The organism is Caenimonas soli (assembly GCF_013155545.1).
In the GTDB taxonomy this organism is placed as follows: domain Bacteria; phylum Pseudomonadota; class Gammaproteobacteria; order Burkholderiales; family Burkholderiaceae_C; genus Ramlibacter; species Ramlibacter soli.
In genome coordinates, this window is record NZ_JABJVV010000001.1 from 142293 (window position 1) to 155306 (window position 13014).

The following is a 13014-nucleotide window of genomic DNA, read 5'->3' on the forward strand; positions in this document are numbered from 1 at the left end:
CTCTGCGATTGTTAACGTAGGTTTCGTCCTACAGAGCGCGCGGGCGCTGCGTTTGCCGGAGGCCGGTATTCCCTCCGGCTTGTGGCGCCTAGCCGAACACAGTACTCTGCTTCGACTTGTAGCCGCGTTACGGCTACTTACGTATGGGGAACAGCAATGGAAGTAGTGGCGAAATTGCCTTCGGCGGATCAGCGCGACAGCGAGCTGAAGCAGGTGTTGAAGGCGCTTGGCGCCTTCAGGCGGGGGGAAAGCGGTGTCACGCTGCCCACGGAATGGGACGGGGTGTACGGCAAGATTGCCGCTGAATTCAACGATCTCACCGCGCAGACGGCGCGCACCTCCCACAAACTCAAGGCCATCGAGACTGCGGCTCGCGGCACGGCCAAATCACGGCGTGTGACCGATGAGAAGCTGACCGGTTTCTGGCAGAACGACGTGGCCGTCGTCAATTCAGTTCTCGATGAAGTCGATGGCTTGTCCGAGCACACACGCACCTTCCTCTCCGCACTGACTGATTTGAAGAAGGGCAACGCCTCGGCCCAGCTGCCGCAGGATTGGACCGGCGTCTTCGGCAAGGTCGCCGACGCCTTCAATGACGTGGTGGCCGAGAACCTGCGCATGTCGCACGAGCTGTCGCGCCTGTCCCGCGTGGTGGGTAAGGAAGGCAAGCTCAAGGAGCGGGCCTTCGTGCCCAATGCCAGCGGCTTCTGGCGCGATTCCGCCGAGTCCATCAACTCCCTGATCGCCGACCTGGTGCACCCGACGTCTGAAGTCGCGCGAGTGATCGGTGCGGTGGCGCAGGGTGACCTGTCCAAGAGCATGGCGCTGGAGGCCGATGGCAGGCCGCTGGAAGGCGAGTTCCTGCGCACGGCCATGATCATTAACAAGATGGTGCAGCAGCTGGGCACCTTCTCCGCGGAAGTGACGCGGGTGGCGCGGGAAGTGGGTACCGAAGGCAAGCTGGGCGGCCAGGCCGATGTGCAGGGCGTGGCCGGTACCTGGAAGGACTTGACCGATTCGGTGAACTTCATGGCCTCGAACCTGACGGCCCAGGTGCGAAACATTTCCGGCGTGACCAAGGCCGTGGCGACGGGCGACTTGTCCAAGAAGATCACCGTGGACGTGAAGGGCGAGATTCTCGAACTGAAGAACACCATCAACACCATGGTGGACCAGCTGCGATCCTTCGCGTCGGAAGTGACGCGGGTGGCCCGGGAAGTGGGTACCGAAGGCAAGCTGGGCGGCCAGGCCGATGTGCAGGGCGTGGCCGGCACCTGGAAGGACTTGACCGATTCGGTGAACTCCATGGGTTCGAACTTGACGGCCCAGGTGCGAAACATCGCCGAGGTGACCAAGGCCGTGGCGGCCGGTGACCTGTCCAAGAAGATCACCGTGGACGTGAAGGGCGAAATCCTGGAACTGAAAAACACCATCAACACCATGGTGGACCAGTTGCGATCCTTCGCGTCGGAAGTGACCCGAGTGGCCCGGGAAGTGGGTACCGAAGGAAAGCTGGGCGGCCAGGCCGATGTGCAGGGCGTGGCCGGCACCTGGAAGGACTTGACCGACTCGGTGAACTCCATGGGCTCGAACCTGACGGCCCAGGTGCGAAACATCGCCGAGGTGACGACGGCCGTGGCGGCCGGTGACCTGTCCAAGAAGATCACGGTGGACGTGAAGGGCGAGATTCTCGAACTGAAGAACACCATCAACACCATGGTGGACCAGCTGCGGTCCTTCGCGTCGGAAGTGACGCGGGTGGCCCGGGAAGTGGGTACCGAAGGCAAGCTGGGTGGTCAGGCCGATGTGCAGGGCGTAGCCGGCACCTGGAAGGACTTGACCGACTCGGTGAACTTCATGGCCGGTAACCTGACGTCCCAGGTGCGGAACATCGCCGACGTGACGACGGCCGTGGCGGCCGGTGACCTGTCCAAGAAGATCACGGTGGACGTGAAGGGCGAAATCCTGGAGCTGAAGAACACCATCAACACCATGGTGGACCAGCTCTCCTCGTTCGCTTCGGAAGTGACGCGGGTGGCCCGTGAAGTGGGTACCGAAGGCAAGCTGGGCGGCCAGGCCGATGTGCAGGGCGTAGCCGGTACCTGGAAGGACTTGACCGATTCGGTGAACTCCATGGGTTCGAACCTGACGGCCCAGGTGCGAAACATCGCCGAGGTGACGACGGCCGTGGCGGCCGGTGACCTGTCCAAGAAGATCACCGTGGACGTGAAGGGCGAAATCCTGGAACTGAAAAACACCATCAACACCATGGTGGACCAGTTGCGATCCTTCGCGTCGGAAGTGACCCGGGTGGCCCGGGAAGTGGGTACCGAAGGAAAGCTGGGCGGCCAGGCCGATGTTCAAGGCGTGGCGGGTACCTGGAAGGACTTGACCGATAACGTGAACTTCATGGCCGGCAACCTGACCTCTCAGGTGCGGAACATCGCCGACGTGACCAAGGCCGTGGCGGCCGGCGACCTGTCCAAGAAGATCACGGTGGACGTGAAGGGCGAGATTCTCGAACTGAAGAACACCATCAACACCATGGTGGACCAGCTGCGGTCCTTCGCGTCGGAAGTGACGCGGGTGGCCCGGGAAGTGGGTACCGAAGGCAAGCTGGGTGGCCAGGCCGATGTGCAAGGCGTTGCCGGCACCTGGAAGGACTTGACCGACAACGTGAACTTCATGGCCGGTAACCTGACCTCCCAGGTGCGGAACATCGCCGACGTGACCAAGGCCGTGGCGGCCGGTGACCTGTCCAAGAAGATCACGGTGGACGTCAAGGGCGAAATCCTGGAGCTGAAGAACACCATCAACACCATGGTGGACCAGCTCTCCTCGTTCGCTTCGGAAGTGACGCGGGTGGCCCGTGAAGTGGGTACCGAAGGCAAGCTGGGCGGCCAGGCCGACGTGCAGGGCGTGGCCGGTACCTGGAAGGACCTGACCGACAACGTGAACTTCATGGCCGGCAACCTCACCTCCCAGGTGCGCGGTATCGCCAAGGTGGTGACCGCCGTGGCCAACGGCGACCTGGACCAGAAGCTCACCGTGGAAGCCAAGGGCGAAATCGCCGCGCTGGCCGACACCATCAACTCCGTGACCGACACGCTGGCCACCTTCGCCGACCAGGTGACGACGGTGGCGCGCGAGGTGGGCGTGGAAGGAAAGCTGGGCGGCCAGGCCAAGGTGCCGGGCGCCGCGGGCACCTGGAAGGGCCTGACGGAAAACGTGAACCAGCTGGCCGCCAACCTGACGACGCAGGTGCGAGCCATTGCCGAGGTGGCGACGGCCGTGACGCAGGGTGACTTGACGCGGTCGATCACGGTGGAAGCGCTGGGCGAGGTGGCCGCGCTGAAGGACACCATCAACGAGATGATCCGCAACCTGAAGGACACGACGCAGGTGAACACGGAGCAGGACTGGCTCAAGACCAACCTGGCCAAGTTCTCCCGGATGCTGCAGGGCCAGAAGGACCTGGTGGCCGTAGGTCACCTCATCCTGTCGGAGCTGGCCCCGGTGGTGGGCGCGCAGCAGGCCGAGTTCTACGTGCTGCGCTACACGCACGAACTGCCCAAGCTGCGCCTGATGGCCAGCTACGCCTCGGATGGCCACGGCTCCTACGGCAAGGAGGTGGACATGGGCCAGGGCCTGGTCGGCCAGTGCGCCTATGACAAGAAGAAGATCCTCTTGACTTCTTCCATTCCGGACAGCCTGAAGATCTCGTCGGGCCTCACCGAGGTGGAGCCGCTGAACGTGCTCGTGCTGCCCATCATCTTCGAGGGCCAGGTCCGCGGTGTCGTGGAGCTGGCGTCGGTGGAGCGCTTCAACCCGACCCACCAGGCCTTCCTGGACCAGCTGACCGAATCGATCGGTATCGTGATCAACACGATCGAGGCCAACATGCGCACGGAAGACCTGCTGACCCAGTCGCAGTCTCTTGCGCAGGAGTTGCAGAGCCGCCAGCAGGAACTGCAGCAGACCAACGAGGAACTGCAGGAAAAGGCCCGTCTCCTGGTGCACCAGAACCACGAGGTGGAACGCAAGAACCAGGAAGTGGAGCAGGCCCGCCAGGCCCTTGAAGACAAGGCCAAGCAGCTGGCGTTGACCTCCAAGTACAAGTCCGAGTTCCTGGCTAACATGTCGCACGAGTTGCGTACGCCCCTGAACTCGCTGTTGATCCTGTCGGACCAGCTGTCGAAGAACCCGGACGGCAACCTGTCGCCCAAGCAGGTTGAATTCGCCAAGACCATTCATTCGTCGGGTAACGACCTGCTGATGCTGATCAACGACATCCTGGACCTGTCCAAGATCGAGTCCGGCACGGTGGTCGTGGACATCAACGAACTGCGCATGTCAGACCTGCAGCTGTATGTGGAGCGCACGTTCCGTCACGTGGCCGAGGCCAAGAACGTGGACTTCATGATCCATACCGGGGTGAACCTGCCGACCTCGATGGTCACCGACGTCAAGCGCCTGCAGCAGATCCTGAAGAACCTGCTGTCCAATGCCTTCAAGTTCACCCACCAGGGCAACGTGACCCTGACGGTGGAGGAAGTGTTCACCGGCTGGACGCCGGACAACGACGACCTCAACCGCGCCCAGCAAGTGCTGGCCTTCGCTGTGTCCGACACCGGTATCGGCATCTCCAGCGACAAGCAGCAGATCATCTTCGAGGCCTTCCAGCAGGCCGATGGATCGACCAGCCGCAAATACGGCGGCACAGGGCTGGGCCTGGCCATCAGCCGCGAATTGTCCAAGCTGCTGGGCGGGGAAATCCGGCTGTCGAGCGCGCCCGGCCAGGGCAGCACGTTCACGCTGTACCTGCCCCTGGTCTATTCGGGCGCCCGCGCGACCCGCCGCGTGGCGCAGGCCTCGAACGAGTCCCGCGGCGATATGACGATGCCCGGCCTCAAGCGCATGCTGCGCCCCGAGCCGCCGCAGGTCGAAGACGCCGTGGTGGTGGGCGACGAAGGCTCGGCGTTGAACGAGGCCAGTGACGACCGCGATTCGATCCAGCAGGGCGACCTGGTGCTGCTGATCGTGGAGAACGACCTGGCTTTCGCCAGCTTCCTGCTGGACGCCGCGCGCTCGAAGGGCTTCAAGGGACTGGTTACCTCGATGGGCGCCGGCGCCTTGACGCTGGCGACCCAGTACAAGCCTTCGGCGATCACGCTGGACATGTACCTGCCCGATATGGACGGTTGGCGGGTGCTGGATCGCCTCAAGCAGGACATGGGTGCCCGTCACCTGCCGGTCTGCGTCATCTCCACCGACGATTCCAAGGACCGCGCGTTCCGCTCGGGCGCGATGGCTTTCGTGGAGAAGCCGATACAGTCCAAGGAAGTCCTGGACGCGATGCTGGACAAGCTGCAACGCTACCTGGCGCGCCCGCACAAGAGCCTGCTGGTGGCGCTGAAGGATGTCGCAGCGCGACGCGAATTCCTGGCCCAGATCGAGGAAGACGAGATCGCGTCCACGGTGGTGAAGAGCGCCGAGAAGCTGCAGGAGGCGCTGGAGGAAAGCCGCTTCGACTGCGTGGTTCTCGAGGATGGATTCCCCGGGATCGAGGGCGGCGAGTTCCGCCGCCTGCTTGCCGCGCAGGCCGAGATCGGGCCGCTGCAGTTGTTGATCTACCGCGGGGCGAGCAAGGATGCCGGCAAGTTCGCGTGGCACTCGGACGACACCATCACCGTCCAGGAAGCCCACACCGTTCCCAAGCTTTTCGACAACACGCTGCTGGCGCTTCACCACAACCTGGCCAGGTTGCCGGAGGCCAAGCGGACGCTCATCAACAATATCCATGAATCGAGCAAGCCGCTGGCCGGCAAGCGCGTCCTCATCGTCGATGACGACATGCGTAACATTTTTGCCCTGGCCACCGTGCTGGAGGAGCACGGCATGGATATTGTCTGGGCGGATAATGGCCGGGATGCGATCTCTCGCGTGGCGACGGATCCCCACATCAAAGTTGTATTGATGGATATCATGATGCCCGAGATGGACGGCATGGCGACCATGAAGGAAATACGCAAGCTACCGGCGGGGAAGAACCTGCCGATGATTGCGGTAACGGCCAAGGCCATGAAGGGCGATCGGGAAAAATGCATCGAAGCGGGCGCATGGGACTACCTGTCCAAACCAGTCAACACGCAGGACCTTCTGACGGTGCTGCGCGCCTGGCTGCACCAGTGAGTCCGGCGGTGGCTTCCAAGACGCCGCCGCTCGAGCAGGAAAAAGTCAACATCCTGGTGGTCGACGACCTCCCGGAAAAGCACGTCGTCTTCGGCAGCATCCTGGAGGAGTTGGGCCAGAACATCGTCAGCGCCCGCTCCGGGCAGGAAGCCCTGCGCCACATCCTGGAGCAGGAATTCGCCGTCATCCTGCTTGACGTCAACATGCCGGATATCGACGGCCTGGAGACGGCGAGCCTGATCCGCCAGTACAAGAAGTCGTCGCAGACTCCCATTGTGTTCATCACCGCCTACGTGGACGAGGTCCAGGCCAAGCGGGGATACGCCTTGGGCGCGGTGGACTACATCCCTTCGCCGGTCGTTCCCGAGGTGCTGCGTTCCAAGGTGAGGGTGTTCGTCGAGCTCTTCCGCATGAATCGCCAGCTGCAGCTGCAGGCGGCTGCGCGCGAAGCCCTGGCCCGTTCCGAGGCGGCGCGTGCGGCGGCGGAGGAGGCCATCCACCGGGCCGACTACCTTTCCGAAGCGGGCCAGCAGCTCTCGCGCTCGCTCCACATCGAAGACACCATCAAGGCGTTGTTCGACGTGGCCGTGCCCATGCTCGCCGACAAGGCCGTGCTGGCCCTGGCAAACGCCGACGGATCGCTGGGGCGCATGGAAGCGCATCCCGCGTCGGCCGGCGACGCAACCGAATCCTTGCCGCAGAGCCTGCGCGACGTTCTCACACGGGTACTGGAGAAAAAGCAGTTCGACCTCTGGCGCGAGGGCGACCAGGCCGCCGCCGTCTGCCCGCTGCTGGCGGGTGGCCGTGTCCTGGGGGCCTTGATCCTGCTGGCTCCCGCTGCGCGCATGGATTCGTCGCGGGTCGCCCTGGCCAAGGAGGTGGTGAGCCGCGCATCGATAGCCATGGAAAACGCGCGCCTTTATACGGCCATCCAGGATGCCGACCGGCGCAAGAACGAGTTCCTGGCAATGCTGGCTCACGAGCTTCGCAACCCGCTTGCCCCGATTCGCAATGCCGTGCACATCATGCAGGGCGGCGACGTTTCGCTGCCCACGATGAATTGGGCTCGCGATGTGATTGGCCGGCAGGCCGATCACATGGCGCGGCTGATAGACGACCTGCTCGATGTCTCGCGCATCGTCCAGGGCAAGGTCGTGGTCAGGCCCGAAAAACTCAGCCTGGCGTCGCTGGTCGAGCGCTCGGTCGAGGCCAGCGCGCCCCGGGTGGCCGCGCGGGACCAGGAGCTCAAGGTGGAGCTGCCGGAACAGCCTGTCGTCCTGAACGGCGACGCCGTCCGGCTGGCGCAGGTGCTGGCCAACCTCATCAACAACGCTTCGAAATTCTCGGGACCGAATACGCAGGTCGTCTTGAGCGCCACGTACGCCGATGGCGAGTTGAAGATCTCGGTGAAGGACCAGGGCGCGGGCATAGACCCGGCTTTCCTGCCGCACATCTTCGACCTCTTCGCGCAGGCCGACCAGTCGCTCGACCGCTCCCAAGGGGGCCTGGGCATTGGCCTCACACTGGTCAAGCACCTCGTGGAACTGCACGGGGGCAGGGTAGCTGCTCACAGCGAGGGTGTTGGGCGGGGCACGGAAGTCACGGTGTACCTGCCGGCGCGGCTGGCGGAGCCGGGCGAAACTCCCACCCCCGCTTCCGGCAGCCGCGCGCCGGTCGTGCTCGGGAAAGTGCCCGCCCGTATCCTGGTGGTCGATGACCTCGCGGCATCGGCCGAGACGCTGATGACGTTGCTGGAGATGGAAGGCTTCGAGGTGAAGGTGGCCAGCGAAGGCATGGCCGCTCTCAAGATCGCCGAGGAGTTCCGTCCCGATGTGGTGCTGCTGGACATCGGCTTGCCCGGCATGAACGGCTTCGAGGTAGCGAATCGCCTGCGCACCCAGCCCGAATCCCGCGACGCGCTGATGATCGCCCTGACGGGCTACGGAGAGGCCGAAAGCCGCTCGCGCTCGGTTCAGGCAGGCTTTGACTTCCACATGGTCAAGCCGGCCGACGTGAACCTGCTGCTGTCGATGCTGGCCAATCCCCAGAAGGCGCGCAGGTCCAAGGGGGCCTGAAAGCCAACGCCCGTAAAAAAGCCCCGCACTGCGGGGCTTTTTCCATGTGGCTTCGTGGCGGAGCAGGCGGGATTCGAACCCGCGGAGGGCTATTAACCCTCACACGCTTTCCAGGCGTGCGACTTAAACCACTCATCCACCGCTCCTGAGCCCACGATTGTAGCAGTGGCGGGAACGGCTTCTGCGCCGCGAAGCGGGCAGCGCGGGAGGCGGTCATTTTTTGTTTTCAGATGTTTGGCCCGCTCGCGCTGGCTGGGCCCGACTCCGGCGCCCGGCTTGAGGTTATGGCGCGACGGTAGCGGCGATCTCTTCAATAGCCTGAAGCAACCCGGCCACTGCGGATGCCTTAGATTGCGTGGCCTTGCAGCTTGCGATGCCATAAATTCATATGCCGCTCCGAGAAATGCTGAAACAGTCCGACGCCGTAGTGGGCGTCGTGAAGGACACACGCAGGATCCTGGGGGCATTGCGCCACAGCAGCCTCGGGCCGAACGGCAGGTTGATAAGGCGCTACCTGGAAACTCACGAGGTCAGGAAGCTGCAGATTGGTGCCGGCCCCACGGCGCTGGACGGGTGGCTCTGCACGGACATCGACCCTAAGTCCGAGACGACCGCTTACCTGGACGCCACCAAGCCATTTCCGTTCGAAGAAGGCACCTTCGACTACATCTACAGCGAACACATGATCGAGCACATCCCGTGGAGGGAAGGGCTCTTCATGCTCCGCGAATGCCGGCGCGTATTGAAGCCGGGTGGCGTGTTGCGCGTTGCGACGCCCGACCTGAAGGTCCTGCTCGACCTGTACGCAGGCCCGCACAAGCCGGTCGAGGAAAGGTACATCCATTGGATCACCGACACGTTCCTGGACGGCGTCAAGGTCTACAAGCCTTCGTTCGTGATCAACAACGCGTTCCATAACTGGGGCCACCAGTTCCTCTACGACGCAGAGCTGTTGGCCATGGCGCTTCGCGAGGCGGGCTTCACGGATATACGGCAATGGCCGACCGGCGAGTCGGATGATCCCGCCCTAAGGGGCATCGAGTCGCATGGCAGGAACATCGCCGACGACGACATGGCGGCCTTCGAGACGATGGTCTTCGAGGCGCGGCCCGCAGAATCTCACGCGCACTGAGCTTGCCCTCCGCCCTTGACTGTCCAAGATAGAGTGTGTCTGTCCAAATGGCTTTGCTAGACGTATTTAGACAGTCTTGACAAATTGAATGGACTGTCTAATAATGTAATTGGACAGACTAAATGTCGAGGCCGTCTTGTTGACCAGCAAAGAGGTATTGGAAAAGACCGGGATATCCCGGGCCACACTGAACAACTACATCAGTTGTGGAATCGTGCCCCGGCCCGATGTCCTGCCACCGGAGCCGAGTGACGGCGCCGCGCCTCGCATCGGCTATTTCCCGCCCGAGACCATAGACCGCATCGAAGAGATCCAGCGCCTGAAACGGGAAGGCTGGAGCATCACGAGGATCACGCAGCATTTCACGGGGGTGGCGGGGACGGCGCCAGACGAGACCCTGGATGAAACGACCGAGGCCCCTGTGATTTCCGCTGGCCAGAGGCCGGGCGGTGCGATGCCGAGCCTGTCCTTCGGGGAGACCGCCCATCCGGCCTACCTGGTCAACAGCCGCTTCGAAGTGGTCTGGCTGAATGAAGCCGCCGGCTCTGCGGCGTGGCCGAATTTCGTGCCGATGCCGTCCCAAGCGGTGTCACACGGCGTCTTTCCGTATCTCCTCAAGGGCCAGAGCCAAAGCCTTGCGGTCGCCGCCGAATCGCGCCAAGCCATCCTGCGCCTGCACCTGGGACTTGCCAGGCAGCGCGGCGCCAGCCTCTCCGAGCTCTGCCGGGAGGTCTCGCGTGACGACATGCTTGTCATGGAGCGCCTCTATAGCGAGGCCGAGCCCTTTGAATTCCCGCTGGTGGTCCGCACGCCTGTTATCGCTAGCCGCCCCGGCGCGGCCAACCCGCTCTTTCTGTACGCGTTGAATTTCCGCGAGGGGATCCTCTTCATCTACGTTCCAGGCGACGCCGGCCTTTTGGAAGTGTCCACGCTGTTGGCGCCATCCGTGCAATCGGTCGGCGACGCGGGGCACAGGCAGGCACCGGCCCTGACGCAGGTGGCGGTGCTGGCCGCCGAACTGCAGCAGGCATCCCGCTTGTGGTCCGAACTCCCGCCCGAGGAGTATTTCGAGCTGATCAACGAGATCTGGCTGACCGTCGATCCGATCTTCAAGCGCCACCAAGGCGCCAGCGGCAAGCACCCTGGGGAAGGGATGGTCTGCTATTTCCTGCCGCGGCCCGGCTCGAGCCATTTGTTGAATGCGCTTCTTGCGGCGCAACAGGTACGCGAGGCCATGCGGCGGGTGAGCAAGCAATGGCAGTTGCGAAAGGGCTGGACCACCGAGCTCTACATGAACATCGGGATCGATGAGGGGCAGGAGTGGCATGGCACTTTGCGGCCAGGATCGCGAGAGTTCACCGTGCTCGGCAATGCCGTGGATCAAGCTCTGGGCATCTCGAATATTGCCAAGCGTGGAGCGATCTGGGTCACCCGGAACCTGGTGGGCAGGCTGCGCGCCGACGAGCGCCGGCGCCTCCAATACGGTGTGCGCCGGCTGGACAAGGAAGGCCGCGACACCGTCGTGGCGTCGACCTTTACCAGGGTGGGGAACCTTGTCGACATGACCGAGCCGGGCAGCGAAGCCCTGGGGGCGATCGCCCGGCTGCCCATCACCGAAATTTTCGAAGTCGCTGCCCAGGCAAGCGGCGACCCTGACCGGGCGGCCGGTCCCCTGTCCGTTTGACGTCTACGAAAAGAGGCGACCTATGCGTTTCTTCAAGCCGAATCTCAGAAGCAGCATCCACGCCATATTGTCTTTGGGTCACCCCTCGGTGCCCCCGGAGACGATGGAAATGGAAATAGACATAGAGGACATCCGCCGCGCGATGCTGGATCTCATGACGGACGTCGAGGACGCCCGGTTCCCGCAGGTCCTGCGGCGTATCCGCTACGCGCCGGACGTACCGGGCCTGTGGTTCCTTCGGGGCGATCTGATGGCCGCGCTGGCAAGCAGCCACGGGGAGGCCGTCGCCCGGGAGAAGCTCGAAACCCTGAGCGAGATGTTCGAGGATCTGTTGCCTGACGGACTTCGATCGCGGCCAAGCCCCTTGAGCTCCAGTTTCCGCAACTCCGAGGGCTCGCCGCTGGCGCGGGCGGACGGCACCCCGGATTCCGGGTTCAAGCCGTCGTCCTAGCTCCCTGAACCATCCGCATCGCCGAGCCGATAAGCGCCGACACCTCGGTCATGTTGCTCGGAACGATGAGTGTGGTCGTCGAATCCGAGGCCACCTTGCTATAGGCATCGACGGCGCGCTCCGCCACCTTCAGCTGTACGGCCTGCTCGCCGCCGGGCTGGCGGATCGCCGCGGCGATACGCTCGATGGCCGAGGCCGTGGCGTCGGCAACCGCCGTGATGGCCGCCGCCTCGCCCTGCGCCTGGTTGATGGCGGCCTGTTTCTCACCCTCGGAGCGGGCGATGAAGGCCTCGCGCTCGCCGGTGGCGATGTTGATCTGCTCCTGGCGGCGGCCCTCGGAGGCGGCGATCAGGGCCCGCTTCTCGCGCTCGGCCGTGATCTGCGCCTGCATGGCATGCAGGATTTCCTTGGGCGGGGTCAGGTCCTTGATCTCGTAGCGCAGCACCTTCACGCCCCAGTTCAGCGCCGCCTCGTCGATGGCCTGGACCACCTGGGCGTTGATGATGTCGCGCTCCTCGAAGGTCTTGTCCAGTTCCAGCTTGCCGATCACGCTGCGCAGGGAGGTCTGCGCCAGCTGCGTCACGGCCACGATGTAGTTGGATGAGCCATAGCTGGCGCGCATGGGGTCGGTCACCTGGAAGTACAGGATGCCGTCCACCTGGAGCTGGGTGTTGTCGCGGGTGATGCAGACCTGGCTGGGCACGTCCAGCGGGATTTCCTTCAGGCTGTGCTTGTAGGCGACCTTATCGACGAAGGGGATGAGGAAGTTCAGGCCCGGCGTCAGCGCGGCGTGGTACTTGCCAAGCCGCTCGACCACCCAGGCGTTCTGCTGGGGGACGACCTTGATGGCCCGCACCACGAAGATGACGGCAATGACGAACAGGACGAGTGCGATTTCCATTGGGTTTTTCCTTTTGTTGTTCAGATTTGCTCGACGACCAGGCGGTTTCCGACGACTTCACAGACCCGATGCGGGCCCGTGACAAGAATGGCCCCCTCCACCGGGATGGCGGTCCAGTTGGCTCCGCGGTACTTGATCGAGGCCGTGCCATCGCGGTTCCAGGCGTCGATCTGGACGACCTCCCCGATGTCCAGGTTCACGTCGCGGTTCGCCGAAGCGACGGGCTCATCCGGGCGCTTGCCGCGCTTCAGGTGCCAGCCAGCGACCGCGCCGCCGCCGACGAGGGCCGCGGCGATCAATTGCGCAGTCAGCGGCGCCCCGGCATGGGCGGCCAGGGCGCCGGCCGCCAGCCCGATGGCGAGCATCAGAAGGTAAAAGGTGCCGGTCACCAACTCAACGGCAACCGCGGTTCCCGCCAGCAGCCACCAGATGGTCGATTCAGCCATGGCTTCTCCTCGTGGTTCGTGTTTATGTATTGAAGCCACCACATTTTGGGTGAATTACAAAGCTGCGCAAGGAGGGTGCCTCCGTATTTGCATACACTTCGCGCCTGTTTTCCCATTTTCGGCTGCCCCAGCC

General features: G+C 63.6%; 7 protein-coding genes and 1 tRNA gene. 5 read left to right on the forward strand and 3 right to left on the reverse strand.

Annotation, left to right across the window (positions count from 1 at the left end):
• Positions 1-156: 156 nt before the first annotated feature.
• Together HNE04_RS00740 and HNE04_RS00745 are read left to right on the forward strand one after the other, a co-directional pair.
• Positions 157-6192 carry a HAMP domain-containing protein gene (locus HNE04_RS00740; RefSeq protein WP_207717391.1) on the forward strand — a complete coding sequence of 2012 codons (6036 nt, stop codon included), beginning with the start codon at positions 157-159 and terminating at the stop codon, positions 6190-6192.
• Positions 6193-6200: 8 nt separating this feature from the next.
• Positions 6201-8267 (forward strand): ATP-binding response regulator, encoded by a 2067-nt coding sequence (locus tag HNE04_RS00745; RefSeq protein ID WP_328700236.1) that lies wholly within the window; start codon positions 6201-6203, stop codon positions 8265-8267.
• Between the two features lie 55 nt (positions 8268-8322).
• Here the strand turns inward: HNE04_RS00745 and HNE04_RS00750 are convergent.
• Positions 8323-8413, reverse strand: a tRNA-Ser gene (locus HNE04_RS00750).
• 257 nt (positions 8414-8670) lie between these two features.
• On the opposite strand from HNE04_RS00750, the gene HNE04_RS00755 reads away from it, so the two are divergent.
• From HNE04_RS00755 to HNE04_RS00765, 3 genes are all read left to right on the forward strand, one after another.
• On the forward strand, positions 8671-9399 hold the full coding sequence (locus HNE04_RS00755) for a class I SAM-dependent methyltransferase (RefSeq protein WP_172215849.1): 729 nt from the start codon (positions 8671-8673) through the stop codon (positions 9397-9399).
• Between the two features lie 109 nt (positions 9400-9508).
• Positions 9509-11083 carry an adenylate/guanylate cyclase domain-containing protein gene (locus HNE04_RS00760; protein WP_172215851.1) on the forward strand — a complete coding sequence of 525 codons (1575 nt, stop codon included), beginning with the start codon at positions 9509-9511 and terminating at the stop codon, positions 11081-11083.
• Between the two features lie 22 nt (positions 11084-11105).
• Positions 11106-11534 (forward strand): hypothetical protein, encoded by a 429-nt coding sequence (locus HNE04_RS00765; protein WP_207717392.1) that lies wholly within the window; start codon positions 11106-11108, stop codon positions 11532-11534.
• Here the strand turns inward: HNE04_RS00765 and HNE04_RS00770 are convergent.
• Together HNE04_RS00770 and HNE04_RS00775 are read right to left on the reverse strand one after the other, a co-directional pair.
• On the reverse strand, positions 11518-12435 hold the full coding sequence (locus tag HNE04_RS00770; protein ID WP_172215853.1) for an SPFH domain-containing protein: 918 nt from the start codon (positions 12433-12435) through the stop codon (positions 11518-11520). The two genes, HNE04_RS00765 and HNE04_RS00770, sit on opposite strands and share 17 nt — an antisense overlap.
• 20 nt (positions 12436-12455) lie before the next feature.
• Entirely contained in the window at positions 12456-12881 is a 426-nt protein-coding gene (locus HNE04_RS00775; protein ID WP_172215855.1) for an NfeD family protein, read from the reverse strand.
• Positions 12882-13014: the final 133 nt, after the last annotated feature.